The sequence below is a fragment of the Caulobacter sp. GW821-FHT05F04 genome (genome assembly GCF_059419665.1).
Genome location: NZ_JBWKSF010000008.1, coordinates 234,691 through 260,082, shown reverse-complemented (window position 1 = coordinate 260,082; position 25,392 = coordinate 234,691). Strand labels below are relative to the sequence as shown.

The following is a 25,392-nucleotide window of genomic DNA, read 5'->3' as shown; positions in this document are numbered from 1 at the left end:
TCACTGCCGCGCTGATGCGCCACGCCAAGTGTATCTTGTAACGTATTTCCTCGACGCATCACGGACGCTATAGGCCCTTACATGTTCGATGTGGCGACATGGCTGAAAACCTGGACGGGAGCGCTTCTAGCGTGCCTGCTGGTGCTCGCCGTAGCTGCGCCATCATTGCGTTCAGGCTTATGCTCGGCCGACTCCCTGTCGAGCAAGAAGACGAGCGCCGTCGCCGAGGCCACGACCTTTGCCCAGGCCAATGACCAGGATCCCGCAGACCTGGCCGACGGCGAGGTCTGCGGGATTGGCCATTGCCATCATTCTCCGTCGCTGATCGGGCTCGCCACGGCCGGGCAGACCTACGTCTCCGTCACGCGCATCCGCCTGACTCCAGCGCCGCCCCACATGCCGCTCTCGCGCATGCCGGACGGCCCCAACGAGCCCCCTCGAGCCTGACCCTGGCCGCGCCCTCGCGCGCGTAATCGCCTTCGTCAGTTCTCACATAGGGACCTCTCATGCATTCCCGCTATGCTCGGTCCGCCGCCATTTTCGGCGCGGTCCTGGCGCTTGCCGGCAGCGGCGCGCTTTCGCGCGCGCTCGCTGAGCCGCTCACCCTGGACGCCGCTATCATGCGCGCCCAGACCCAGTCACCGCTTGTCACGGCAGCCGAAGCCTCGGTGAAAGCGGCTGAGGGCCGCGCTCGCCAAGCCGACCTGATGCCAAACCCTGAAGCCGGCCTCCAATCGGAGAACTTCGCCGGTTCGGGCCCCTATGGCCGCTTCGGCGCAGCCGAAACCACGGCCACCATCAGCCAGCGCCTGGAGCTGGGCGGCAAGCGTCGCACCCGCGCCGCCGCCGCCAACGCCGAGGTCGACGCCGCCCGGATCGGCTTCGTCATCGCCAAGGCCGACCTCACCCAAGAAGTCAGCGTCCGTTATGCCGAAGCCCTCGCGGCGCAGGATCGTCTGGCCCTGGCCCGAGAGACGGCCACCCGCGCCGAAGGCCTTTCCAAGGTCGCCGGCACGTTGGTCGAAGCCGGTCGCGAGCCGCCCCTGCGGGCGTTGCGGGCTGAGGCGGCCAGCCGTGAGGCCGCCGCCGCCGTCATTGCCGCCGAGGCCGAGGCCGCAGCCGCGCGCCGCGCTCTAGTAACCCTCTGGGGCGATGCGGCCGAGACCATCGAGCTGGTGCGGTCCCCGCAGCCGGCGACGCCGGTGATGGCCACGATCGATCCCGGCGAAACCCTGGATGTGCGCCAAGCGCGCGCCCAGCTGGAGACCGCCCGGGCGGTGATCGATCGCGAACGCGCCGCTGGTCGTCCGGACCTCACCGTCCAGGCCGGGGTTCGGCGGTTCGAGCAGACCGGGGACTCGGCGATGATCGTCGGCTTTACCGCCCCGATCCCAATCTCCAACCGCAACCAGGGTACCGTCGCGGCCGCCCGCGCGGACGCCACCGCGGCCGAGGCGCGCGAACGCCTGGCCCTGGCGCGCTCGGTTCGGGCCGTTCGGGACGGGGAGGCGGCATTGCGCGCCGCCACCGCCAGGCTGGAAGTGCTCGACAGCAAGGTCGTGCCCCAGGCCCAGACCGCCGTCGACCTGGCGCGAGGCGGCTTCGAGGCGGGGAAATTCTCGCTGCTCGAAGTCCTAGACGCGCAAGCCGCCCTGACGACCGCCCGCACCGAACTCATCGCCGCGCGTCTCGACCGCGCCAAGGCGCTGGCCGCGCTCGAACGCGCCGCCGCCCAATAGGAAAGCTCACCATGAAATCCAACGATCGAAAGACCCTGCTGACGGCCGTGGCGGTCAGTAGCCTGCTGGCCGCTGGCGTCGGCGCGCTGGTCGGCAAGTCCCTGCTGTCTTCGCCGGCCAAGGACGCCCCCGCGGCCGAGGCCAAGGAAGACCACGCCGGCGAAAAGCCCCACGTGGGCATGACCGCCGATCGCATCGTCTCCGATGGCATCCAACTGTTGACCCTCACCGGCGGCGGCCTCGACGCCGCCGTTTCGGCCCAGGCCACCGTGGTGGCCACGCCCAACGGCGCGGCGATCCTGGCGGCCCGCGCCGACGGGGCTATCGTCCGCATCAACAAGCGCCTGGGGGACCCCGTCGCCGCCGGTGAAGTGATCGCCGCCATAGAAAGCCGCGACGCCGCGGCCATCAGCGCCGACCGTAGCACCGCGGCCGCCAAGGCCGCTGCCGCCCGCCAGGCCCTGGTCCGCGAGCAGCGCCTGTTCGACGCCAAGATCACCGCTCGCCAGGACCTCGAAGCCGCCCAGCGCGAGGCGGCCATCGCCGAGTCGGAGTTGCGCCGCGCCAGCGGCGCCAGCGCCGCCGCCGGCGTCAGCGGCAACGGTCGTACGTTGGCGGTCACCAGCCCGATCTCCGGCCGGATCACCGCCGCTAGCGCCACGCTCGGCGCCTATGTCACGGCCGGTTCCGAACTCTTCCGCGTCGCCGACCCGGGCCGCATCGAGATCCAGGCGGCCCTGCCGGTCGCCGACGCCCAGCGCGTCAAGCCAGGCGACACGGCCATCCTGGAGACCGCCAGCGGCTCGGTGAACGCCACGGTGCGCAGCATCACGCCAGCCTTGGACGCCGAGAACCGCTCGGCTACCGCCGTGCTGGCCGTCAGCGGCCGCGCTCCGATGTTGACACCCGGCCAGGCCCTGCGCGCGCGGATCACCCCGCGCGGTCCGGCCGCCGGCCCAGAGGGTCGCATCTCCGCACCCGATGAAGCCGTCCAGACGGTCAATGGCGCGGAGGTCGTCTTCGTCCGCACCAAGGAGGGCTTCGAGCCGCGCCCGGTCCGGGTGGGCCGCCGCGGCGGCGGTCACGTCGAGATCCTCTCGGGCGTGCGCGCCGGCGAGCAGATCGCCGGCAAAGGCGCCTTCCTGCTCAAGGCCGAACTCGGCAAGGGGGAGGCGAGCCATGAGGACTAAGGTCATCCTCGCCGTGGCCGCCCTGGCCGCGAGCTTCACCGCCTCGGCCGCCGTGGCCAAGGATAGCGTGACCATCGACCGCCTCGGCGGTCGGGAGGTCGAGATCATCACTGCCTCGGCGCGCGACACCGCAAGCGGTCTGCGTGTCTTTGGCCTGATCCGGCGCGCGTCTGGTGCAAGCCTGCCACCTGTCACCGCTCACCTCGACATCAGCGCCTACGATCCTGACGGTCACTGGGCCATCACCGTGCCCACACGCCTGGCCGCGCTCAGTCCCCAGCGCATGGATCGCGAACCGGCTCGCTACGAGGCGACCTTGCCGCTGGTGCAGCGGGCGTCGGTGACCAGGCTGCAGGTCCGCTACGCCGCCAAACCACACGCCATGGAAACCGGCGAGGTGGCCCGATGATCGGCCGCATCCTCGACCTTTCCGTTCGCTTCCGCTGGGCGGTCATCGCTCTGGTCACGCTGGTCGCGGCCCTGGGCGTCTACAACCTCGTGCGCCTGCCGATCGACGCAGTGCCCGACATCACCAACAAGCAGGTGCAGATCAACACCGTCTCGGGGACCCTGGCCCCGGCCGAGGTGGAAAAGCTCGTCACCTTCCCGGTGGAGACGGCCATGGCCGGCATCCCCGGTCTGGAGTCGACCCGCTCGATCTCACGCAACGGCTTTTCCCAGGTCACCATCGTCTTCAAGGAAAAGACCGACATCTACTTCGCCCGCCAGCAGGTGGCCGAGCGCCTGACCCAGGTGCGCCAAAGTCTGCCCGCCGGCGCCGAACCGGCCATGGGCCCAATCTCGTCGGGTCTCGGCGAGGTCCTGATGTGGACCGTGGCCTACGAGCATCCGGGCGGGAAGGGCGCCAAGGTCACCGACGGCGCCCCCGGTTGGCAAAGCGATGGAACCTACCTGACCTCTACGGGCGAGCGACTGTCGGATTCCACAGCCCAGGCGGCCTTCCTGCGCGAAGTGCAAGACTGGATCGTGCGGCCCCAGATGCGTTCGGTCGCGGGCGTGGCCGGCGTCGACTCCATCGGCGGCTTCGAAAAGCAGTTCATCGTCCAGCCGGACGCTGTGCGCATGGCCTCGCTGGGCGTGTCGTTCAACGACCTGGCCAAGGCCCTGGAGGCGGCTAACCTCGCGGTCGGCGCCAACTTCGTCGAGAAGGGCGGGGAAGCCTTCCTCGTCCGCGCCGACGCCCGCGTGCGCACGGTCGACGAGATCGCCAACGCCACGGTCGCCGCGCGCGAAGGCGTTTCGATCCGCGTCCGCGACGTCGCCGTGGTCAAGCTCGGCGGCGCCTTGCGCACCGGCGCGGCCTCGGAGAATGGCGAGGAGGTCGTGGTCGGCACCGTCCTGATGCTGACCGGCGAAAACAGCCGCACCGTGGCCGGCGCCTCGGCCGAGAAGCTGGCCGAGGTCACCAAGAGCCTGCCGCCCGGCATCAAGGTCCAGGTGGTCTACGACCGCTCCAAGCTGGTCGGCGCGACCATCAAGACGGTCGAGAAGAACCTGACCGAAGGCGCGCTGCTGGTCATCGTGGTGCTGTTCCTGCTGCTGGGTAACTTCCGCGCCGCCCTGATCACGGCCCTGGTCATCCCGCTGTCGATGCTGATCACCGCGATCGGCATGAACAAGCTTGGCGTCTCGGGCAATCTGATGAGCCTGGGCGCGCTGGACTTTGGCCTGATCGTCGACGGCGCCGTCATCATCGTCGAGAACGCCCTGCGGCGCCTGGCCGAGCGCCAGCACCACGAGGGCCGTCTCCTGACCCTGTCGGAGCGTCTTGGCGAAACCCGTGAAGCCGCCCGCGAGATGATCTCGCCCACCGTCTATGGCCAGGCGATCATCCTGTTGGTCTACGCCCCGCTGCTGACCTTCACCGGTGTCGAGGGCAAGACCTTCTCGCCGATGGCCATCACCGTGATGCTGGCCCTGGCCGGCGCCTTCGTGCTGTCGCTGACCTTCATCCCGGCCATGATCGCCATCTTGATCAACGGCAAGGTGGCCGAGAAGGAAGTCGCGCCGGTCCGTTGGACCAAGTCCCGCTACGAACCGGCCCTGCGCAAGGTCGTGGCCAAGCCCTGGCCTGTGATTGGCGCGGCGGCCGGCATCTTCGTCGTCGCCGCAGTGACCTTCGGGTTCCTGGGCCGGGAGTTCACGCCTCAGCTCGACGAGAAGGACATGGCCGTCCAGGCCCTGCGCATCCCGTCGACCTCGCTGGAACAGTCTCTGCGCATGCAGCGGCGGATCGAGCGCGTCGTGGCAGGCTTCCCCGAAGTGGCCTTCGTCTACTCCAAGACCGGCACGGCCGAGGTCGCCAGCGACCCCATGCCGCCCAACGCCTCGGACGCCTTCATTATCCTCAAACCCCAGAAGGAATGGCCCAACAAGGGTGAGACCAAGGCCGAGCTGATCGGCCGTATCGAGAGCAAGCTGGAAGGCCTGACGGGCAACGCCTACGAGTTCAGCCAGCCGATCCAGATGCGCTTCAACGAGCTGATCGCCGGTGTGCGCGGCGATGTGGCCATCAAGGTCTATGGCGACGATCTCGATGCCATGAGCCGAACGGCCGAGGAGATCGCCACGGTCCTGCGGACGGTGAAGGGCGCGGCGGACGTCAAGGTCGAGCAGACCTCTGGCTTCCCGACCCTCGACGTTCAGCTCGACCGCGACGCCATCGGCCGCCTGGGCCTGACGGTCGAAGAGGTCGCCGACACCCTGGCCGTGGCCATGGGCGGTCGCGAGGCCGGCCTGGTCTTCCAGGGCGACCGCCGCTTCGACGTGGTGGTCCGCCTGCCGGACGCCAGCCGCAACGACCTGGACGCCGTCGGCGCCCTGCCGGTGATGCTGCCGGAACGGGCCGGTGGCGGGGCCCGCGCATCTGTGCCGCTGCGCGACGTGGCCAAGTTCTCCTATTCGGAAGGCCTCAACCAGGTCAGCCGCGAGAACGGCAAGCGTCGCGTCGTCGTCCAGTCCAATGTTCGCGGCGCGGACCTGGGCTCGTTCGTCACGCAGGCCCAGCAGAAGGTCGATGCGCAGGTCAAGCTGCCGGCCGGCTCCTGGCTGGTCTGGGGTGGTCAGTACGAGAACCTTAAGGCTGCCCAAGGCCGCCTGGCGCTCGTGGTCCCGCTCTGCTTCCTGCTGATCTTCGGCCTGCTCTATATGGCCTTGGGTGGCATCGCGCCGGCCGCGGCCGTGTTCTCGGCCATTCCGCTGGCCTTGGCCGGTGGGGTGTTTGGCCTGGCGCTGCGGGGCATCCCGTTCTCGGTCTCGGCCGCCGTCGGCTTCATCGCGCTCTCGGGCGTGGCGGTGCTGAACGGCCTGGTGATGATGACGGCCATCCGACAGCGCCTGGCCACCGGCATGGCGCTGGAGAAGGCGATCATCGACGGGGCCATGGAACGCCTGCGGCCGGTGATGATGACCGGCCTCGTCGCGTCCCTGGGCTTCGTGCCCATGGCGCTGGCGACGGGCACCGGCGCGGAGGTCCAGCGCCCGCTGGCCACCGTCGTCATCGGCGGCCTGATCACGGCCACGGCCCTGACCCTGTTCGTGCTGCCGGCCATCTGCCGGTTCGTCCTGCGCAAGGCCGAAATCCGGAGTCCTGAACACAGCTGAGCCAAGGGCGGCGCGCCGAGCAGGTCTCGGCGCGCCGTCTTTTTCTTCAAACCCAAGTCCGGAGACAGTCCATGACCAAGTCGTCGATCGAAGGGGGAAGCACGGCCATCGCCGTGTCGGGGCTGCAGGCCCAGAAGAAGCGTATCCAGATCCTGGCCGAGAACATCGCCAACGCCAACTCGACCGCCAGAACTCCCGGCGGCGAGCCCTATCGACGCCAGATTCCCGTCTTCAAGGTCGAGCCCATGGGCGGCGACGAGGGCGTGGTGCTGAGCGGGGTGAAGGCCGATCCCAAGCCATTCCCGCAAGCCTATGACCCTGGCCACCCGGCGGCCAACGCCGCCGGTTACGTGCTGTTGCCCAACGTCAACAGCCTGGCCGAGAGCCTCGACCTCAAGCAGGCCATGAAAGCCTACGAGGCCAATCTCAACGTCCTGGACACCCAGGACGCGATGGAGAAGGCCACCCTTTCCATTCTCGATAAGAAATAGACCATCGGATCACGCGCGACGCCCACAATTGATCGGTTTCGTGCGTTGATCCCTCAAACTTGGCAGGCGCGTCTCGGCGCACGGGAAAGGGAGACGTTTTCGATGGGAGCGGGACACGATCACGGCGCGAGCCAGGCCAATGGCCGCAGGCTCGCGATCGCCTTGGCGCTGACCTCGACGTTTCTGATCGCCGAGGTCGTCGCCGGCATCGCCTTCAACAGCTTGGCGCTGCTGTCGGACGCGGCGCACATGTTCACCGACGCCGCCGCCCTCGCCATCGCTCTGGCCGCCATCCGCGTCGGTCAGAAAAAGGCGACCGAGGAATTCACGTTCGGCTATCGGCGCTTTGAAATCCTCGCCGCGGCCTTCAACGCCATCCTGCTGTTCGGCGTGGCCATCTACGTGCTGGTCGAGGGCGTCAAGCGCATCGTCAATCCCGAGCCGGTCGGGTCGGTGGGGATGTTCATCGTCGCGGTGCTGGGCCTGGTCATCAACCTGGTCTCCATGCGCCTGCTCAGCAGCCACAAAGACAAGAGTCTCAACGTCAAGGGCGCCTATCTGGAGGTCTGGGCCGACATGCTCGGCTCGCTGGGCGTGATCGTCGGCGCCGTCGTCATCAAGTTCACGGGATGGCGCTTCGTCGACCCGATCGTCGCCATCGGCATCGGCCTCTGGGTGCTGCCGCGCACCTGGATCCTGCTGAAGGACACCTCCCGCATCCTGCTGGAAGGCGCCCCTCCGGGCATGGCCTTGGCCGGCGTGCGCAAGGCCATCACCGAGATGCTCGGCGTCGCCAGCGTCCATGAGCTGCACCTGTGGACCACCGGCGCCGACCAGGCCGTCTGCACCGTCCATGTCGTGCTGGCCGACGGGGCAGTGGGTGAGGATGTCCGCAAGGCCATCGCTGCGCGGCTGGAGACCGACTTCGACCTGCATCACGTCACGATCCAGACCGAGGTCGTGGAGTGCGCGGAGGAAGATCGGCACGCCTAGGCGGCCGGCTGAATGAGCGTAAGGCGCGTCCGCGTTCCGGGGCGCGCCAGGATTTTAGAGAGTGAGGTGACCCGTGGCCCAAGACGACCTGCACATCCTGAGGATCTATCTCGACGCCGAGGCGACCTTGAACGGCGTGGCCTATGACGCGGTGCTGATCGAGCGCGCCCGCGCCATGGACATCGCTGGCGCGGCGGTGCTGCGCATCGAGGAGGCCTTCGGCGAGGCGGTGCTGCATGGCGCCAAGGCCCGCGACCTGGCGCCTGAACAGCACCTGATCGTCGAGATGGTCGATACCCGGTCCAAGCTCGACGCTTTGGCCGCGACGCTCGAAGTGGCGGCCGATGTCGGTCTGGCGACCCTGGGCAAGGTCCAGGTCGTCGCCTATAGCGGCCACCGTCATCACAGCGCGCCGCCCGCCTGAGGCCGCGATCAAGCTAGCCCCGACCCGCAAGGGTCTATGTCGAGGAGCCGAAGATGACCGATCCAAAATCCCCGCTCAAGCCAGATCCCCAGCCCGCGCCGCCATCCGATCGTTCGCCCCCCGAAGAGGGCGGCATGATCGACGAGGGCGGCGTCTATCGCGGCAATGTCGAAGGCGTCGAAAGTGAAACCGAGACCCGCCGCGACGGCGGGATGATCGGCGAAGGCTAGGGCGCGCGGCACCAGGAGCGCCACCCGCGTTCGGGGACGCTCGGGTGCCATCCCGTCGCCGTCGGGGGACGACATGTATCCAGCTGACCTCAAATCCTTGACGGGCTTGCGCATCGTCGCGGCCGGATGGGTGCTCGTTTATCACTTCCGAAACCGGCTCGGCCTCGACCTCGAGCAGGTCGGCATGATCGACAAGGGCTACCTTGGGGTGGACCTGTTCTTCATCCTGTCGGGCTTCATCCTGTCCCACGTCTATGTGCGCGCCTGGGCGGAAGGTCGCTTCCCCTACAGCTCGTTTCTCTGGGCGCGCCTGGCGCGGCTCTATCCGGTCCACCTTCTGACTCTCGGCGCGACCATCATGCTGTGGGGGCTGGGGCGCTGGGCCGGCGCCCGGTTCGAGGCCGCGGCCTTCGATCCGGCCGCCATCCCCCAACATCTACTACTGGTCCACGCCTGGTGGGCGACGCCGACCGTGCAGTGGAATTTTCCCTCCTGGTCGATCTCGGCCGAGTGGTTCGCCTACCTGACTTTCCCCGCCTTCGCCCTGGCGTCGTTGACCCTGCGCCGACGTCCGATCGTGGCGGTCGTCCTGGCGGCAACCCTGTTCTTTTCGCTCGACGCCATCGTTCAGGCCTACGGCGGATCGCTGACCAGGCTGACCGCGCACGGCGGCGTGCTGCGGATCATCCCGTCCTTCGCCATGGGCGTGGCGCTCCATAGGCTCGGTTCGACCCGCGCGCCGCCCACGCTGGTGGCGCACACGGGCATGGGCGTCGCCGTGGTCTGGATCGTCGTGGCCGCGACGCTGGGCCTGGCCGATCGCTGGACCTGGCTGGGTCTGGCGGCGCTCATCTACTGCACCGCCGAGACGGCGAAGGCCGGGCGGGGCGGCGTCCTGGCCGGCGCCGCTGATGGTCTATCTGGGCGAGGTCTCCTACGCCGTCTACATGACCCACCTACCGGTCGACATCGCCTATTTCGAGCTGCTCGATCGCTTCGTGCGGCCGGTCGGCGGCTGGGCGTGGGTGGCCTGGGGCGGTGTCCTGGTCTTCTGCATGTTCGTCTCCGTTGCGGTCTATCATGGCGTGGAGCGTCCCGCGCGCGGCTGGCTACGCCGCCATGATCCGTTCGTCAGGCGGCCCGAGCCCCATCAGCCGGCCTGACGAGCGCGCCGTCCTTCTCGGTCCCGTCAAACAGGACGACGAACTCGCTGACCGTGGAGCCGCGGGTGATCGACACGTGCGCCACGAACGTTAGGGGCTCGCGGACCTTGGCGGTCGACTCCAGCCGACCGTTCCGTCGGTCGAAAACGAACCTCAGTCCAAGGCCGTCGGCGCGCAGCGTGGCGACGACGACTTGGTCGGCTTGGAGGCTTCCCAGGAGCGGGGTTACGCGGAAGTTCCAGGCCGCCCGGCGGCGAATGATCTCCAGCCGAATGGCCCCATTGTCGAGATAGATGCAATGGGGGTCTCCGCCATCGCCGTCGTGGTAGAGCGCCAGCACCCCCTCGAACCGGTGCATCCAGACCAAGATCAGTACCGCGACTAGGGCGATGAAAACCAACAGCACGGCGGCGGTCAGGGCTCAGGGGTGGGCGGCGGCATAGAGCGTCAGATCGTGGATCGGGGTCACGAGGCGTTGCTTCCGGCTAGTGACGGGTAGGACAGGAGGGGGCCGGCGCGCACCGACGCGCAGAGCCGCGGCATGCGGCCGATAGATTTCTGAGACATGGAATTCCTCGAACACGGAGGGCGCGGCCGTGGCCGCGCGGTCTAGGCGATGGATTCGAGATCGGGTTTGGGCGGACGGTCTTGCGGGTTGCTGGTCAGGCCCGTGCTGCGGTCGTTCGTCAGGTGGAACCGGACGACCATGGCGAGCGAGACCGTGGGTTCGATCGCATGGGCGGTCGACCCAAAGAGGGAGGGGCCATCGGCATGGTGCTGATGGGCGCCCGAGGCGGGCGATTCTGAGGTCTGGAGATCGGTCGGCGTCGACGGCGCCGAGACGCGATCGTCTGTCCTACCGACGGGGCGCTCCGGGTCCTCAGCGATCGTGGAGGGCGCGGCCCCGAAGAGGTCGGCGTCAAGATGGGTCCGGTCGACCGGCATCAGCAGGGCGAGCACCGCCATTAGCAGGGCGGCCATGGCCACCACCACCTGACGAAGCTGCCCTAACACGCCAACCCCCACGGTCCCCCGCTAGCTGCAATGCCGACACTCTTGCGCTTTCGGCCGATATCTTCAACGCTGCAGGCCGGTTGCGAGTGTGTTCAGCTATCCGTTTCGGACAGCGGTCCGGGCTGCCCGCGGGCTGAGGCCGTCTTTGACCCACTGCTTCACATAGTGGCTCCCGATATGGGCATTGGTCGGACCTGATGTCGATCCCAGCTTTCGGCCAGGGCGGGATACGCGAGACGTCCGGCACGTTCAGGAACGAGCGATTTAGGCTCCATCCCGCCGCCTGAGGCTGCCGCACCGCCCCGGCCCGATGACCCTTGAAGGTGTCGAGGGCTAAGTACTCTAGGCGGCGGCCCACTGGAGGTCAATTTCATCTAAAGCCGGCTAGATCGAGGTGAGGCGGGCTGTAGTACTCACCCGCAACACGCGCTGCAATTTTTCTGAATCGGTGGGCACGGAACGTCGCCGTAGGAGCAGTAGACGCAGCAGTCGCCCGGCTTGGGCTTCAGCACCGCGCCACAGCCTCGGCAGTCGTAGAAATACTGACAGGCGTCGGTAGGCATGGTCTCGGTGGCCTTGTGGCCGCATTGCGGACAGGTCAGGGTCGACTGAGGTTTGATCTGGACATCGCTCATCGGCGCGCATTCCGGATCAGGCCCAGGGCCCAAGGTTCGATGATCGGCTGCCAGAGCATGGCAAGGACGACGAGAAGGGTGGCCGCGCCCAACAGACCCACCTCCAGCCGCGAGGGGGCAGCGCAGGCGTTGTCGATCCGACACCTCCGCGCCCGTCGCCAGGTCAGGGCCCAGCCCGCGCCGATGGCGCCCAGCGCCAGAAGGGTGAGCCAAGCGCGCTGACCCGCGATCCAGCCAAGACCGCCCAAGCCCAGGCCCGCCAGCGCCAGGGACATCGGCAAAATGCAGCAAGCCGCCCAGGCCAGCACCGCACTGGCCGCCGCTGTCAGCGCGGTCCAGCTCAAGGCCGCCTCCGTCATGCGCCGGGGCGTTCCGTCGCCCGGTGTCCCAAGCCCGCGTCTTGTCATCACGCCATCACCTGCTGTTGCGATCCGCGCCAAGATGCCATCTGTAGCGACTACAGACTCAAGCCCTAATCGAAGACCGCGAACCATGGCTGGCCAGGCAATTCAGATCGGCGAACTTGCTCGTCGTACTGGCTGCAACATCGAGACGATCCGCTACTACGAGCGGATCGGCTTGATTTCCGCGCCCCTGCGCCGAGGACGCTACCGGACCTATGAGACCCGGGACGTCGAGCAGCTGAGCTTCGTGCGTAGAGCGCGGGAGCTGGGGTTCAAGTTGGATGAAGTCCGCGCCTTGCTGACCTTGGCGACCGATGAAGCCGCCGCCTGCGCCGAAGTTCGCGATCTGGCGGCGGCCCACCTTCATGACGTGCGTGCCCGGATCGCCGACCTTCGGCGGATGGAACGGGTCTTGGCGGACGCTGTGAAAGCGTGCGAGGCCGGGCAAGATCCAGGATGCCCGCTGATCCAGACGCTTGGCGCGAAGGCCGGCGGCGCGGGGCAAGACACGATCTCCGCCGCGCCATGGGCGAGACCCTGACCTTGGCGGGTGACAGGATCGGCGGACGCGAACATCGATCCGCGCCCGCCGGCCAAGCCGCTATCGCTTGCTGATCGCGGTCACCTCGCCCGCGCCGTCATGGAGCTTCAGGTCGAAGGCGACATGATCGCCGATCGCGACGCCGTCCAGCAGGGCCGGCGCAATCTTGAAGCCCATGGTCATGGCCGGCCAGCCGGCCTGGGGGATGGCTTCGTGGTCGAGGGTGATCGTGCCGGCGGCCTTGTCGATCGCCTTCACGACGCCGACGCCCTTGGCCATCTTGTCGGCCGGAGCCATGTCCATGCCGGCCATCGCGTTGCTCGCTGGAGCAGGAGTGGCGGCGGGAGCTGGAGCGGCGGGCGTCGCGGGCGCTTCGGCCTTGCGGCCGCAGGCGGCCAGGCTGGTCGTCGCTAGCAGGGCGGCCAGGGTCAGGGACAGGGTCTTCATCGGGTTAATCTCCTAGGCTGAAGTGGAAGCAGAAGCGGGGGGGCGGGCCTGGCGGCGGCGCAGCAGCAGGTAGCCGGCCGGGATCACGAACATCGACAGCAGCGGCGCGGTGAGCATGCCGCCGATCATCGGGGCGGCGATGCGGCTCATCACTTCGGAACCCGCGCCATGACCCCAGAGGATCGGCGCCAGACCCGCCAGGATCACGGCCACGGTCATGGCCTTGGGCCGCACCCGCAGCAGGGCGCCTTCTCGTACGGCGGCCTCGACCTGGTCGGGCGTGGGGTTGGGACCCAGGGCGTCCATGGCGTGCTTGAGATAGATCAGCATCACCACCCCGAACTCGGCCGAGACCCCGGCCAGGGCGATGAACCCGACGCCGGTGGCCACCGACTGATGGAAGCCTGCCAGGTACAGCGTCCAAATCCCGCCGGTCAGGGCGAACGGCAAGGTAGCCATAATCAGCCCCGCTTCGTCGAAGCGACGGAAGATCACGTAGAGCAGCACGAAGATGATCAGCAGGGTGGCCGGCACGACGATCTTCAGCCGGTCGGCGGCCCGCTGCAGATATTCGAACTGCCCCGAGTAGGAGACGCTGACGCCGGGCGAGAGCCGCACCTTCTGGGTCACTGCTTGGCGCAGGTCGCCGACGACCGAAGCCAGGTCACGGCCTCGAACGTCGACATAGACCCAGGTCGTGGGTCGGCCGTTCTCGCTCTTGAGCATCGGCGGCCCGTCGGCGATCTGGACCTGCGCCACCGTGCCCAGGGTGATCTGGGCGCCGCCGGGCGTCAGCACCGGCAGGGCCCGCAGGCCTTCCAGGCTATCCCTCAGTTCACGCGGATAGCGGACACTGATCGGATAGCGCGCCAGGCCCTCGACCGTCTGGCCGATGGTCTCGCCGCCGATCGCGCCGGAGACGATCGATTGGACGTCATCGATGTTGAGCCCGAACCGCGCGGCGGCGGCCCGGTCGATGCGGACGTCGACATAACGCCCGCCGGTCAGCCGCTCGGCCAAGGCCGAACTGACCCCGGGAACGCTCTTGGCCACGCCCTCGACTTCGCGCGCGATGCGGTCGAGTTCCGCCAGGTTGGCCCCCGACACCTTGACCCCGATCGGGCTCTTGATGCCGGTGGCCAGCATGTCGATACGGTTGCGGATCGGCGGCACCCAGACATTGGTGAGGCCCGGGACGCGTACGCGCTGGTCGAGCTCGGCGACCAACTTGTCGGGCGTCATGCCCAGCCGCCACTGGTCGCGCGGCTTGAAGCGGATGGTGGTCTCGAACATCTCCAGCGGGGCCGGATCGGTGGCGCTCTCGGCGCGGCCGGCCTTGCCGAACACGCTGTCGACCTCCGGTACGGTCTTAATCATCCGGTCGGTCTGCTGGAGGAGCTGTCCGGCCTTGGCGGCCGACAGGCCCGGCAGGGCCGAGGGCATATAGAGCAGGTCGCCTTCGTCCATGTTGGGCATGAACTCCCCGCCCAGATGGGCCAGCGGCCAAGCGGTGGTGGCAAAGGCCAGAAGCGCGACCACAAGCGTCGTCCTGGGGCGATGCATCACCCGGTCCAGCAGCGGGCGATAAGCCGCCGTCAGCACGCGGTTGATCGGATTGGACGCCTCGTCGGGGATACGGCCCCGGATCAAATAGCCCATCAGCACCGGGATCAAGGTCACCGACAGGACGGCCGCCGCCGCCATGGCGTAGGTCTTGGTGAAGGCCAGGGGGCGGAAGAGCCGGCCTTCCTGCGCTTGTAGTGTGAAGACCGGGATGAACGACAGGGTGATGATCAACAGGCTGAAGAACAGCGCCGGACCGACCTCGGCGGCGGCCTCGGTGATCACCTTCCAGCGGGTCTCGCCAGCCAGGGTCTCACCCGGATGCTCGTGGGCCCATCGCTCCAGCTTCTTGTGGGCGTTCTCGATCATCACCACGGCCGCGTCGACCATGGCTCCTATGGCGATGGCGATGCCACCCAGCGACATGATGTTGGCGTCGACGCCCTGGCTCTTCATGACCAGAAAGGCGGCCAGGACGCCCAGCGGCAGCGAGATGATCGCCACCAGGGCCGAACGCAGGTGGCCCAGGAACAGGGCGCAGACCAGGGCGACGACCAGGAATTCCTCCAGGAGCTTGCCGGTCAGGTTATGGACGGCGCGGTCGATCAGGCCCGAGCGGTCGTAGGTGGTGACCACCTCGACGCCGGGCGGCAGGCTCTTCTTCAGCTCGGTCAGCTTGGCCTTCACCGCCGCGATCGTGGTGCGGGCGTTTTCGCCGGAGCGCAAGATCACCACCCCACCGGCCACCTCGCCTTGACCGTTGAGTTCGGCGATGCCGCGTCGCATCTCCGGGCCGACCTGGATCGTGGCCACGTCCCCGAGACGCACGGGGATCCCGCCGGCCGCCGTCCTGAACGGCACGGCCTGGAAGTCCTCAATCGTCTTCAGATAGCCGGTGGCGCGGACCATGTACTCGGCCTCGCCCAGCTCCAGCACCGAACCGCCGGTCTCGGCGTTGGCGCCCTTCAGCGCGGCGACGACCTGTTGGTGCGTGACCCCGAAGCTGGCCAGCTTCTGCGGATCGAGCACGACCTGATACTCGCGCACCATGCCGCCGATCGCCGAGACCTCGGCTACGCCCGGCAGGGCCTTCAGCTCATAGCGCAGGAACCAGTCCTGCAACGAGCGCAGCTGGCTGAGGTCGTGGCCGCCGGTCTTGTCGACCAAGGCGTACTCATAGACCCAGCCGACCCCTGTGGCGTCGGGACCTAGGGCTGGGCGGGCGCTTTCGGGCAGGCGCGACTGAACCTGGTTGAGATATTCCAAGACCCGCGATCGGGCCCAGTAGAGGTCGGTCTTGTCGTCGAAGATCACGTAGACGAAGCTGTCGCCGAAGAACGAATAGCCGCGCACGGTCTTGGCTCCGGGCACCGACAGCATGGTGGTGGCCAAGGGATAGGTGACTTGGTTTTCGACCAGTTGCGGGGCTTGGCCCGGATAGCTGGTGCGGATGATCACCTGGGTGTCGGAGAGGTCGGGCAAGGCGTCGATCGAGGTCGAGCGCACGGCCAGGCCGCCGGCCACGATCAGCGCCAGGGCGCCCAGCAGCACGAAGAAGCGGTTGGCGACCGACCAGCGGATCAGGGCGGCGATCATGCACCACCGCCGATCTTGGCGATGCGCCGGACGGTGGGATCGGCCGGCGGCGGATCGAAGGCGAAGCTGACCTGGTCGCCGACCTTCAAGCCCTTCAGCAGCATCGGGTCGGCGCGGAAAGTCATGGTCATGGCCGGCCAGCCGATCGCTGGCACGGGACCGTGGGACAGGGTGACGCCGTCCTTCGTCACCTGCTCGACGCGGCCGACAGCTTCGGCCAGCGCGGGCTTGGCCGGCGTCATAGGCTTGGCCATGCTCATGTCGCTCGGCGACGCTGGAGGTCCTGACGCCGGAAGTGGCTGGACCTGCAAGCCGGCCAGGCTGGCTTCGGAGTCGATTAGGAACTGACCCGAGGCGATGATCCGCTGCCCCGAAGACAGTCCCGCCAGGACCTCCGTCCGGCCTCCAGCCTCGCGCCCGGTCCGAACCTCGACGGCCTGGTAGCGGCCGCCGTCCGAGGCCCGCATCACGACGTTGCGCGCGCCGGTGCGGATCACCGCCTCGGATGGGACCAGCAAGGTGGTGCGGGTCGTCGCGTCGAAGGCGACGGTGGCGAACATGCCGGGCTTGAGGCGGCCGTCGCGGTTGGGCAGTTCGATCCGCGCCTGCAAGGTGCGGCTGTCGCCTTGAGCCTGCGGGAGCACGGCCTGGACCGTCCCGCGCAAGGTCTCGCCCGGATAGGCCGCCAGGGTGACGCCGACGCCCTGGCCAGGACGCAGCTGGCCGGCCTGCGCCTCAGGCACGGCGGCCGTGACCCAGACCTTCGAGAGGCCGTTGATCTCGGCCAGGGTCTGGCCCAAGGCCACGGTCATGCCCGCCCGCACGTCGAGCTTGGAGATCACCCCGCCCAAGGGCGCGGTGACGGTGATCGTCGTGCGTGGCCGACCGTCGCGGTCGAGACCGGCGACGACGCCGTCGGGCATACCCAAGAGGCGCAGGCGCTGGCGGGCGGCGGCGGTCAGGGCCGCGTCGCCGGTGCGCCGGACGGCGAGGTATTCGGCCTGGGCGCCGCCCCATTCGGGAACCAGCAGGTCGGCCAGCGGCGCACCGGCGGCGATCACGTCGCCGGGCGCGCGGCCGTAGACCCGCTGCACGAACCCGCCGCTGCGGGCCTGGACCACGGCGACGTCGCGTTGGTTAAAGTCGACGATCCCGGTGGCGGTCAAGCCGCTGGAAAGCGCGCCTTCCTCCACGGTCGCCAGCCGGAAGCCCAGGTTCTGTGCGGCCGACGGATCGATGCGCACGCCCGCCGCCGAACCGCCTGCCTCGGCTTCGCCGGCGTATTTGGGCACCAGCTGCATGTCCATGAACGGCGACTTGCCCGGCTTGTCGAAGTGCTGGGCCGGGACCATCGGGTCGTACCAGTAAAGGACCTTGCGGTCGTCGGCCGAGGGTTGCGACATCGCCGGCTTGGCGGTCAGGCGGGCCAGGCCGTAGCCACCGGCTCCAGCCAGGACGACCAGGGCGGCGGCGCCCGCGAGCAGCGCCTTCATCGAGGGGGACGGGGTCATTGGTCGTTTCCGTAGGTCAGGGTCAGGCGGGCGGCGTCGAGCGCAACGGCGGCCTCGCGATCGAGGGTGGTGAGCTGGGCGTCGGCCAGGCCAGAGAACGCGGTCAGCACATCGGGCAGACCGGCCGTGCCGGCGCCATAGGCGGCGGTCTCCAGCTGAGCCTTTTGCTTGGCCAGCGGCAGCAGCGTGTCGCGGGCCCGCAGCCATTGCTCGTGGTGCATGACGTGGTCGGCGAGATCGGCTTCGAGCTGAGCGGCCAGCGCCCGGTGCGTGTCCTCACGCTCGGCGTCTGCGCGGCCGGCGCTGGCGGCGCGCGCCGCGATCATCGGGTCCTGGCGGCTCTTGCCCCACAGCGGCAGGCTGATGCTGACCCCGGCCGAGACCATGTCGCCGAACATCGGGTCGCGGCGCTGATAGGCCACCTCCCAACTCCAGTCGGGGCGCTTGTCGGCCTTGGCCAGGGCGACATCGGCCTGGGCCTGAAGGGCGGCGGCGTCTTTCGCCAGCACGGCGGGATTGCGATCGATCGCCGCCCTGAGACTGGCAGGGGCAAGGTCGAGATCGGGCCCCTGGCCAACGGCCTGTGGATCGGCGTCGCCCGTCCAGCGGGCCAGCATGGCGCGGGCGCGCCCCAGTTCGGAGACAGCTTCGCTGCGGCGGTCTTCCAGGGCGGCGCGCATCTGGGCCGCCTCCAGCGCCTGGGCCGGCCTTGATCGTCCCGAGGCGACGCCGGACGGCGCGGCGTCCCACAGCGGGGCCAGCTGGGCGACCACCCCATCGAGCGCAGCGAGTTTGCGCTGGGCATAGAGCAGTTGGATCCAGGCGAGCGCCGTGGCGACACGGACCTGGCGGGCCTCGACCGCGCCCTCGGCGCCCGCCGCGACGATGTCGGCCTCGGCGCGGCCGATCCGCGCGTGGCGCTTTGCGGCGCTGGGCATGTCCTGGCTGAAGCCGACCCGGCCCATGGTCATCTCGTCGGTGCCGAACCGACCGGCCGGCGGACCCGAGACTGGGAAGTTGTCGAGGCCGACGGCGAGCTTGGGATCGGGCAGGGCGCCGGCCGCCTTGGCCGAGGCCTTGGCGGCCTCGACCTGCAGGGCCGCGGCGCGCAGCGCCGGCGCATTGGCCGCGGCCGCGTCGAGGCTCTGGGCGTAGGTCAGGGGCGCGGCGTGGGCGACGCTCGCCAAGCTCAGCCCGGCCAGAAGGGGGAGAATACGCATGGAGACGAAAATCCTGGAGGAAGCCGTGAGGGGCCAGCGCCCCGGCGAAGCGTTTGCAGCCGCTTCGCCGGGGCCGGACGGGACGGGCGAAGACAGGGGATCGGCCCCACCCGTCCCGGCCGAGCTAGCGAGCCAGGCAGGCCGGTTGGGCGGCCCGCAAATAGCCGCAGGCGCGTGGCGTGGCGGCCGAGACGGTCGTCGCGGAAGCTAGGCCGGAGACGAGCGCCAGCGCGGGAAGGCGGGGAGACATGAAGGTCATCCTTGAAGATCGAAAAGCCAGCCGGCGAAAGCGCGGGCGATCACGCGCGCCCGGCAGGACCGGGGCGTGAAACCAGCGATGGCGGGGATCGGCCCTCGGGCCGGTCCTAGGCGATCGTTCGGGGGGGCGGATCTTCGGGGATGAGGCGGTGGGTGCGGCCGCTGGTGTTGGACCAGCGGGTCTCGACGCGATAGCCGACGGCGATCGGGGTCTCCGAGCCCGGGCAGGGGGCCGCAACGGACAGGGCGCAACTGATCGCGCAGGCCTTGGCGCAATCCTTGGCCGACATGGTCTTGCCGTGATCGCAGCAGGGCTCGGCCTGGGCCACGTCGTCGCCGGCGGGGGCCATGGCGATCATGCTCATCGCGTCCATGCCGGCCATGTCGCAATCAGCCCGCGCGGCGTTGACCGCCAGCGGACTGAACGCGAGGGCCACGGCGGCCAGGAAAGCGAGCGCATGCCTTAGCATCGGGCGAGCTTAGCGCGGTCACACGGCCTCGTCATGTCCGGACAATCCCCGAATGCGATTTGCCGCGACGCGCGCGGACTGGCGACGGCTTGGAGGCGGGGCCTGAAAGCCGCCATCTGGTCCAATACGCAGCGGTCTGGACCATCCCTCGACCTTTGGCGCGGTCGCGGTGAATATTTTCAGAGGCGGAACGGGGGCGCCGTTCGCCGGTTGTGGGAGCATCGCAACCCGCTGGAAAACCTCGCCCCGGCGCGTGGTTGCGCCGGGCTCCAGGAGCGGAAAACAGTCATGGCCGAGCACCACGCGCCCAAAGACCATCAACACCACAGGCCCTACCTGCGCCTGGCCGCCATGACCGTGCTGTCGTTCCTGGCCATGTATGTCCTGATGTACGCCATGGTCGACAGGGCCGCGAACATCCATCCAAGCTTCAACCAGGCCTACATGGCCGGCCTGATGACCGCGCCGATGGTCATGCTCGAACTCGTGCTCATGGGCATGATGTATCCGCGCAAGGGCCTCAACCGCGGCTTGGTCGCGTCCAGCCTTGTCATCGGGGTCTTGTGCTTTGCGGCCATTCGCCAGCAGTGGCTGGTCGGCGACCGCGAGTTCCTGCGCTCGATGATCCCGCATCACGCTGGCGCGATCCTGATGTGCGGACGCGCGCCGGTGAAGGATCCTGAGATCCGCAGCCTTTGCGCCACGATCATCAAGGGCCAGCAGCAGGAGATCGACCAGATGAGCGCCATGCTCGCGCCCCTTCGCTGAGCATCGCCCGGTCGCCCCCGCGGCGATGGCGGGGGTCAACGCAACGGCCAGCGGGGGATGAAGGCGGGAACCCGCGCCCTGTAGTCGCGATAGGCGTCGCCGAACTGCGCCAGCGCCGCCTGCTCCTCGTGACGGGCCAGGCGGACGTACATCACCACCAGCACGGGGAACATCGCCAGCGTCAACAGCGTGGGCCACTGCAGCAGGAAGCCTAGCATCACCAGGATGAAGCCGGCGTACTGGGGATGGCGCACCCTGGCGTAGACCCCCGTGGTGGCCAGCTCCCGGTGGCGCTGACGGGCGTGCAGCGCCACCCAGCCGACCGAGATCAGCCAGAACCCGGTCCCGATCAGCACGAAGCTGGCGATATGGAACGGTCCGAAGTGGGGATTGACCCGCCAGCCGAACATCATCTCCAGCAGGTGGCCGGCGTCGTGGCTCCACCAGTCGACACTGGGAAAACGCGACTGCAGCCATCCCGAGAGCAGGAAGATGGTCAGGGGGAAGCCGTACATCTCGGCGAACAGGGCGACGATAAAGGCGCTGAACGCGCCGAAGCTGCGCCAGTCGCGGCCGGTCGCGGGCTTGAAGAAGCTGAACGCGAACAGGATGAAGACGGCGGCGTTGACCAAAGCCAGTCCCCAGAGGCCGTAGCCGTAACCGGGATGGGTCATCGCCGCTGCCTCTCGACCGGTTCGTTGGGATTGGCCGGCGCGTCCGCCGGGATGCGGCCGGGCGCGTCCTCTCGCCCGTGCTGATGGGCGCCATGGCCATGGTGCATGAACAGGTGCATCAGCGGACAGGCCAGTAGGAGCAGATAGGGCAAGACGCCGAGCACATGCGCGGCGTGCTCGGTGGTCAGGAAGAAGCCGGCGATCAGCAGGAACCCGACCAGGACGATCGTTCCGCGCCGACGCAGCTTTTGGTGTTGAACATCCATGGATCGCTCACTTCAGGCCTTGACGCCCTATCATAGGCCCGCGACCCGGGCGCCAAGTATAGGTAGAGGCCGCAGCGGCGGGTGGGGGCGGCGCCCGCGGGTCCCCGGAGGCAGGCGGCGATGTCTGCGGCCTTTGCGTATTGGCCCGCGGCGACCGAGCCTGAAAGGCTGCGCGGCGAGCATCATCACCAGAGGCAAGCCGCCCATGCACAGGAACAGGAAGAAGCAACGGCTCCACGGCAATTTCGGAACGGCCGCCCTTGAACGCGAAGCGCGCATCGACCTTGCCGAGCGGCCGGCCGGCGGCCTTGCCGTGGCCTTCCTCGGCGCGTCGGGCACGGTGACGGGCTCGCGCTACCTGCTGGACGACGGCCAGACCCGGATCGTGGTCGATTCCGGTCTGTTCCAGGGGGCCAAGGACCTGCGCCGCCTCAACTGGGCGCCGCTTGCGCCCGAGGTGGCCGACGTCGAGCAGGTGCTGCTCACCCACGCCCATCTCGACCATTCGGGCGCCCTGCCACGCATGGCCCGCCTGGGATGGGATGGGACCGTCCTCAGCACGCCGGCCACGGCGGCCCTTTGCCAACTGCTGCTCGCCGACAGCGGGCGCATCCAGGAGAAGGACGCGGAGTTCGCCAACCGCCACGGCTTCTCGCGCCACGATCCGGCGCTGCCGCTCTACACGGAGGCCGACGCGCGCCTGGCCCTGCGGCTGTTCGAGACCATCGGGTTTGGCGAATGGCGCTCGCTCGCCGACGGGATCAGGACGCGCTACCATCGCGCCGGCCACATCCTCGGCGCGGCGTCGATCGAGATCGACTGGAAGGGCCGGTCGGTTCTCTTCTCGGGCGATATCGGGCGCTATGACGACGCGGTGATCAAGGACCCCGAACCGCCGGCGCGGGCCGACTACGTCATCGTCGAATCCACCTATGGCGACCGCCGCCATGACCGCGTGGATCCGTCGCGGGCGCTGGGAGACCATATCGAACGGTGCATCCGACGCGGGGGAACCGTGGTGATCCCCGCCTTCGCGGTCGGTCGCGTCCAATCGCTGCTCTATCATCTGTCCCGTCTGCGCGCGGACGGCCGGCTGCGTGATGCGCCGATCTATCTGGACAGCCCGATGGCGATCGACGCCAGCGGGCTGATGTGTGATTTCATGGACGAACACAGGCTGAGCCGCGCGGCATGCGAAGCCGCGTGCGGCGTCGCGCACTATGTGCGCGAAGTCGAGGAATCCAAGGCGCTGACCGCGGACGCCACCCCCAAGGTGATCATCTCGGCCAGCGGCATGGCGACCGGTGGCCGCGTCGTGCACCATCTCAAGCGGTTCGCCCCGGATGAGCGCAACCTCATCCTGTTCTCCGGCTTCCAGGCGGCCGGCACGCGCGGCGCTGCGCTCGTCTCGGGGGCCCGGACGATCAAGATCCACGGCGAACACGTCCCCGTCCACGCCGAGGTGGCGAACCTGACCATGCTGTCGGCCCACGCCGACAGCGACGAGCTCATGCGGTGGCTGGGCGCCATGCAGGCGGCGCCGCGGCATGTCTATGTCACCCATGGCGAGCCGGCCGGCGCGCAGGTCCTGGCCAAGCGCATCGGCGAGGAACACGGCTGGCCTTGCACCGTCCCGACCCTCGGCAGCTGGGGGCGGCTGGCGTGAGCGTCCCAAGGCACGAGCAGGCCGACGCGAGGCCGGCGTCGGCCACGCTGCGCGCGCGTCGCATGGGGCTCACCGCGGCTGGCGGCGACATGATCGCGGTGATGCGGCACGACTGCCCGGTCTGCCGGTCCGAGGGCCTGGGGTCGCGCGCCCAGGTCGTCCTGCGCGCCGGCGGCCGCGAGGCGGTGGTGTCCTTGTTGCACAGCTCGGGCGACACGCCAGACCCCGGCGAGATCGGCCTTTCCGAGACCGCATGGGCCCGGCTCGGGGTCAAGGCGGGCGACCGCGTGGAGGTCGCCCACGCTCCGCCGTTGGCCTCGCTGCGGGCGGTGCGCCGCCGGATCTATGGAGAGCGCCTGAGCCAGGCGGCCTTTTCGGCGATCGTCGCGGATATCGCCGAGCATCGCTATAGCGACGTCCACCTCTCGGCGTTCGTCACCGCCTGTTCGGCGGCGCCGCTCGATCAGGCCGAGACGATCGGACTGACCAAGGCCATGGTCGAGGTCGGCGAGCAGTTGAGCTGGCCTGGGCCGATCGTCGTCGACAAGCACAGCGTCGGCGGCTTGCCGGGCAACCGCACCACGCCGATCATCGTCTCGATCATGGCGGCCGAAGGCCTGGTCATGCCCAAGACCTCCTCGCGCGCGATCACCTCACCGGCCGGCACCGCCGACACCATGGAGGTTCTGGCGCCCGTCGACCTCGACATCGCCGCGATCCGCCGGGTGGTGGCGCGCGAGGGGGGCTGCATCGCCTGGGGCGGGGCGGTTCGGTTGAGCCCGGCCGACGACGTGATCATTGGCGTCGAGCGGGCGCTCGACATCGACGCGGTCGGCCAGCTGGTGGCCTCGGTGCTGTCCAAGAAGATCGCCGCCGGCGCGACCCACCTGGTGATCGACGTTCCTGTGGGACCGACCGCCAAGGTGCGGAGCCTGGAGGCCGCGCGGGATCTCGAGGCGGCGCTCACCTCGGTGGCCGCCGCCTTCGGCCTGCGCACGCGGGTGATGTATGGCCCTGGGGCTGAGCCGATCGGACGCGGCATCGGGCCGGCGCTGGAGGCGCTGGACATACTGGCCGTGCTTCAAGGCGAGCCCGGCGTCGAGGATCTCGCCCATAGGGCCTGTGAACTGGCCGGGGGATTGTTCGAGCTGGCGGGCGTGGCGGCCCCTGGCGCTGGCCTCGCGCGCGCGCGGCAAAGCCTCGAGAGCGGCCGCGCCTGGGCCAAGTTCAAGCGCATCTGCCAGGCCCAAGGCGGCATGCGCTCGCCGCCGGTCGCCCGCTTCCAGCGAGACCTGACCGCGCCCTCCAGCGGCCGGATCGCCAGCATCGACAACCGCAAACTCGCGACCGTCGCCAAGCTCGCGGGCGCGCCGATGGCCAAGGCGGCCGGGGTGGCGGTCCACGCCCGGCTCGGCCAGTCGATCGTCGCGGGGTCGCCCTTGTGCACCCTTCACGCCGAGAGCCCCGGCGAACTGGACTATGCGGCCGCCTTCGCCTTGAGCGACGGGGCGATCTTCGCGATCGCGGCGCCATGACGCCGCCGATCGTCTTCGCCTTGGACGGCGGCGAGCGCCTGGCCCAAGCCCTTGGCCCAGCGCTCGGCGCGGAGGCAGGGGTCCTGCTGCAGCGCCAGTTTCCAGATGGCGAGACCTACCTTCGGATCGACAGCGACGTCACCGAGCGCGATGTCATCCTGGTCTGCGGCCTCGAGCGTCCGGACGCGAAATTGCCGCCGCTGCTCTTCGCGGCGGACACGCTGCGCGAGCTTGGCGCGCGCGGGGTGGGCCTGATCGCGCCCTATCTGGCCTACATGCGCCAGGACACCCGTTTCCATCCGGGCGAGGCGGTCACGTCGCGTATTTTCGCGGCGGTGCTCTCGCGCCACCTCGACTGGCTGGTGACCGTCGATCCCCACCTGCACCGCCATCACGCCCTGGCGGAGATCTACCGAATCCCCAGCCAGCTCGTTCACGCCGCGCCGCTCATGGCGTCGTGGATCAGGCGGAACGTCGCCCGACCGGTGATCGTCGGGCCCGATCTGGAGAGCGAGCAGTGGGTGGCGCAGGTGGCGGCCGGCGCCGACGCGCCGTTCCTGGTCTGCCAAAAGCAGCGGTCCGGGGATCGTGAGGTCGACATCTCGATCCCCAACGCCGGCGCCTTCCTGGGCCGCCAAGCCGTGCTCGTCGACGACATCGCCTCGTCGGGCCGCACGCTCGCCGTCGCGGCCCGCCAGCTCAAGGCCCTGGGTTTTGCGCCGCCGGACTGCGTCGTGGTGCATGCGCTGTTCGCCGGCGACGCCGCCCAGGTCCTGGGCGAACACGTCGCGCGCATCGTCAGCACCAACACGGTCGCCCATGCGTCGAACGCCATCGACATGACGCCGGCGATCGCCCAGGCCGTGCGCGCCCTGCTGTGAACGGCGTTCGCCAATCCTCGGCCAGCCGCCGGGAGGCGAACGGCGAAGCCTCTTGACCCTGGACCCCGGTCCAACCCGCACAAGGCGTC

27 protein-coding genes are annotated in these 25,392 nt (G+C 69.0%); 15 read left to right on the top strand and 12 right to left on the bottom strand.

Features of this window, described 5'->3' with window-relative positions; all coding sequences use genetic code 11:
• Positions 1-81 precede the first annotated feature (81 nt).
• From AC07R7_RS20665 to AC07R7_RS20620, 10 genes are all read left to right on the top strand, one after another.
• Positions 82-447 (top strand): hypothetical protein, encoded by a 366-nt coding sequence (locus AC07R7_RS20665; protein ID WP_062095847.1) that lies wholly within the window; start codon positions 82-84, stop codon positions 445-447.
• A 59-nt stretch (positions 448-506) separates the two neighbouring features.
• Positions 507-1,739, top strand: a complete 1,233-nt coding sequence (locus AC07R7_RS20660) for a TolC family protein (protein ID WP_066683571.1) — start codon at positions 507-509, stop codon at positions 1,737-1,739.
• 11 nt (positions 1,740-1,750) lie between these two features.
• A complete protein-coding gene (locus tag AC07R7_RS20655; protein WP_062099737.1) occupies positions 1,751-2,929 on the top strand; it encodes an efflux RND transporter periplasmic adaptor subunit in 1,179 nt (392 codons plus the stop codon).
• Positions 2,919-3,338, top strand: coding sequence for a hypothetical protein (locus AC07R7_RS20650; protein WP_062099738.1), 420 nt, complete (start codon positions 2,919-2,921; stop codon positions 3,336-3,338). Before AC07R7_RS20655 ends, AC07R7_RS20650 begins: the two co-directional genes overlap by 11 nt.
• Positions 3,335-6,553: an efflux RND transporter permease subunit gene (locus tag AC07R7_RS20645; RefSeq protein ID WP_099538407.1), complete on the top strand. Its 3,219-nt coding sequence runs from the start codon at positions 3,335-3,337 to the stop codon at positions 6,551-6,553. The genes AC07R7_RS20650 and AC07R7_RS20645 overlap by 4 nt, the downstream gene beginning before the upstream one ends.
• 71 nt (positions 6,554-6,624) lie before the next feature.
• Positions 6,625-7,044, top strand: coding sequence for a flagellar basal body rod protein FlgC (gene flgC / locus AC07R7_RS20640; RefSeq protein ID WP_062099726.1), 420 nt, complete (start codon positions 6,625-6,627; stop codon positions 7,042-7,044).
• A 102-nt stretch (positions 7,045-7,146) separates the two neighbouring features.
• Positions 7,147-8,037: a cation diffusion facilitator family transporter gene (locus AC07R7_RS20635; protein WP_062099725.1), complete on the top strand. Its 891-nt coding sequence runs from the start codon at positions 7,147-7,149 to the stop codon at positions 8,035-8,037.
• Positions 8,038-8,110: 73 nt separating this feature from the next.
• Entirely contained in the window at positions 8,111-8,461 is a 351-nt protein-coding gene (locus tag AC07R7_RS20630; RefSeq protein ID WP_062099724.1) for a DUF190 domain-containing protein, read from the top strand.
• Positions 8,462-8,514: 53 nt separating this feature from the next.
• A complete protein-coding gene (locus AC07R7_RS20625; protein ID WP_156447825.1) occupies positions 8,515-8,691 on the top strand; it encodes a hypothetical protein in 177 nt (58 codons plus the stop codon).
• 73 nt (positions 8,692-8,764) lie between these two features.
• The gene (locus AC07R7_RS20620) at positions 8,765-9,814 is read left to right on the top strand and encodes an acyltransferase family protein (RefSeq protein ID WP_062099723.1); all 1,050 of its coding nucleotides are present in this window, start codon (positions 8,765-8,767) and stop codon (positions 9,812-9,814) included.
• An 8-nt stretch (positions 9,815-9,822) separates the two neighbouring features.
• Here the strand turns inward: AC07R7_RS20620 and AC07R7_RS20615 are convergent, their stop codons facing one another.
• The 4 genes from AC07R7_RS20615 to AC07R7_RS20600 form a co-directional block, all read right to left on the bottom strand.
• Complete coding sequence (locus tag AC07R7_RS20615; protein WP_062099722.1) at positions 9,823-10,260, bottom strand: type IV pilus assembly protein FimV; 438 nt, start codon at positions 10,258-10,260, stop codon at positions 9,823-9,825.
• A gap of 203 nt (positions 10,261-10,463) precedes the next feature.
• Positions 10,464-10,868 carry a hypothetical protein gene (locus AC07R7_RS20610; RefSeq protein WP_137803452.1) on the bottom strand — a complete coding sequence of 135 codons (405 nt, stop codon included), beginning with the start codon at positions 10,866-10,868 and terminating at the stop codon, positions 10,464-10,466.
• A gap of 413 nt (positions 10,869-11,281) precedes the next feature.
• Positions 11,282-11,503, bottom strand: coding sequence for a GDCCVxC domain-containing (seleno)protein (locus AC07R7_RS20605; RefSeq protein WP_082749784.1), 222 nt, complete (start codon positions 11,501-11,503; stop codon positions 11,282-11,284).
• Complete coding sequence (locus tag AC07R7_RS20600) at positions 11,500-11,847, bottom strand: MFS transporter permease (RefSeq protein WP_231737590.1); 348 nt, start codon at positions 11,845-11,847, stop codon at positions 11,500-11,502. The genes AC07R7_RS20605 and AC07R7_RS20600 overlap by 4 nt, the downstream gene beginning before the upstream one ends.
• A 148-nt stretch (positions 11,848-11,995) precedes the next feature.
• Here AC07R7_RS20600 and AC07R7_RS20595 point away from each other — a divergent pair, with 148 nt between their 5' ends.
• A complete protein-coding gene (locus AC07R7_RS20595; protein ID WP_062099719.1) occupies positions 11,996-12,448 on the top strand; it encodes a MerR family transcriptional regulator in 453 nt (150 codons plus the stop codon).
• A gap of 60 nt (positions 12,449-12,508) precedes the next feature.
• On the opposite strand, the gene AC07R7_RS20590 is transcribed toward AC07R7_RS20595, so the two are convergent.
• From AC07R7_RS20590 to AC07R7_RS20565, 6 genes are all read right to left on the bottom strand, one after another.
• Positions 12,509-12,895 (bottom strand): copper-binding protein, encoded by a 387-nt coding sequence (locus AC07R7_RS20590; protein ID WP_062099718.1) that lies wholly within the window; start codon positions 12,893-12,895, stop codon positions 12,509-12,511.
• 12 nt (positions 12,896-12,907) lie between these two features.
• Complete coding sequence (locus AC07R7_RS20585) at positions 12,908-16,054, bottom strand: efflux RND transporter permease subunit (protein WP_062099717.1); 3,147 nt, start codon at positions 16,052-16,054, stop codon at positions 12,908-12,910.
• Entirely contained in the window at positions 16,051-17,565 is a 1,515-nt protein-coding gene (locus AC07R7_RS20580; protein WP_062099716.1) for an efflux RND transporter periplasmic adaptor subunit, read from the bottom strand. The genes AC07R7_RS20585 and AC07R7_RS20580 overlap by 4 nt, the downstream gene beginning before the upstream one ends.
• Positions 17,562-18,785 (bottom strand): TolC family protein, encoded by a 1,224-nt coding sequence (locus AC07R7_RS20575; protein WP_062099715.1) that lies wholly within the window; start codon positions 18,783-18,785, stop codon positions 17,562-17,564. Before AC07R7_RS20575 ends, AC07R7_RS20580 begins: the two co-directional genes overlap by 4 nt.
• Positions 18,786-18,909: 124 nt before the next feature.
• The gene (locus AC07R7_RS20570; protein WP_255357039.1) at positions 18,910-19,035 is read right to left on the bottom strand and encodes a hypothetical protein; all 126 of its coding nucleotides are present in this window, start codon (positions 19,033-19,035) and stop codon (positions 18,910-18,912) included.
• Between the two features lie 115 nt (positions 19,036-19,150).
• Positions 19,151-19,513 carry a hypothetical protein gene (locus AC07R7_RS20565; protein ID WP_062099714.1) on the bottom strand — a complete coding sequence of 121 codons (363 nt, stop codon included), beginning with the start codon at positions 19,511-19,513 and terminating at the stop codon, positions 19,151-19,153.
• Between the two features lie 288 nt (positions 19,514-19,801).
• Between AC07R7_RS20565 and AC07R7_RS20560 the strand changes: the two genes are divergently transcribed.
• Positions 19,802-20,281 carry a DUF305 domain-containing protein gene (locus AC07R7_RS20560; RefSeq protein ID WP_062099713.1) on the top strand — a complete coding sequence of 160 codons (480 nt, stop codon included), beginning with the start codon at positions 19,802-19,804 and terminating at the stop codon, positions 20,279-20,281.
• Between the two features lie 35 nt (positions 20,282-20,316).
• Here the strand turns inward: AC07R7_RS20560 and AC07R7_RS20555 are convergent, their stop codons facing one another.
• On the bottom strand, positions 20,317-20,955 hold the full coding sequence (locus AC07R7_RS20555) for a methyltransferase family protein (RefSeq protein WP_062099712.1): 639 nt from the start codon (positions 20,953-20,955) through the stop codon (positions 20,317-20,319).
• Entirely contained in the window at positions 20,952-21,221 is a 270-nt protein-coding gene (locus tag AC07R7_RS20550) for a DUF2933 domain-containing protein (RefSeq protein ID WP_062099711.1), read from the bottom strand. The genes AC07R7_RS20555 and AC07R7_RS20550 overlap by 4 nt, the downstream gene beginning before the upstream one ends.
• A gap of 133 nt (positions 21,222-21,354) precedes the next feature.
• Between AC07R7_RS20550 and AC07R7_RS20545 the strand changes: the two genes are divergently transcribed.
• From AC07R7_RS20545 to AC07R7_RS20535, 3 genes are read left to right on the top strand one after another with little or no spacing between them, the layout of a single operon-like run.
• Positions 21,355-22,887 carry an MBL fold metallo-hydrolase RNA specificity domain-containing protein gene (locus AC07R7_RS20545; protein ID WP_231732072.1) on the top strand — a complete coding sequence of 511 codons (1,533 nt, stop codon included), beginning with the start codon at positions 21,355-21,357 and terminating at the stop codon, positions 22,885-22,887.
• On the top strand, positions 22,884-24,422 hold the full coding sequence (locus AC07R7_RS20540) for a thymidine phosphorylase family protein (protein WP_062099727.1): 1,539 nt from the start codon (positions 22,884-22,886) through the stop codon (positions 24,420-24,422). Before AC07R7_RS20545 ends, AC07R7_RS20540 begins: the two co-directional genes overlap by 4 nt.
• Complete coding sequence (locus tag AC07R7_RS20535) at positions 24,419-25,303, top strand: ribose-phosphate pyrophosphokinase (protein ID WP_062099709.1); 885 nt, start codon at positions 24,419-24,421, stop codon at positions 25,301-25,303. The genes AC07R7_RS20540 and AC07R7_RS20535 overlap by 4 nt, the downstream gene beginning before the upstream one ends.
• The last annotated feature ends 89 nt before the right edge of the window (positions 25,304-25,392 follow it).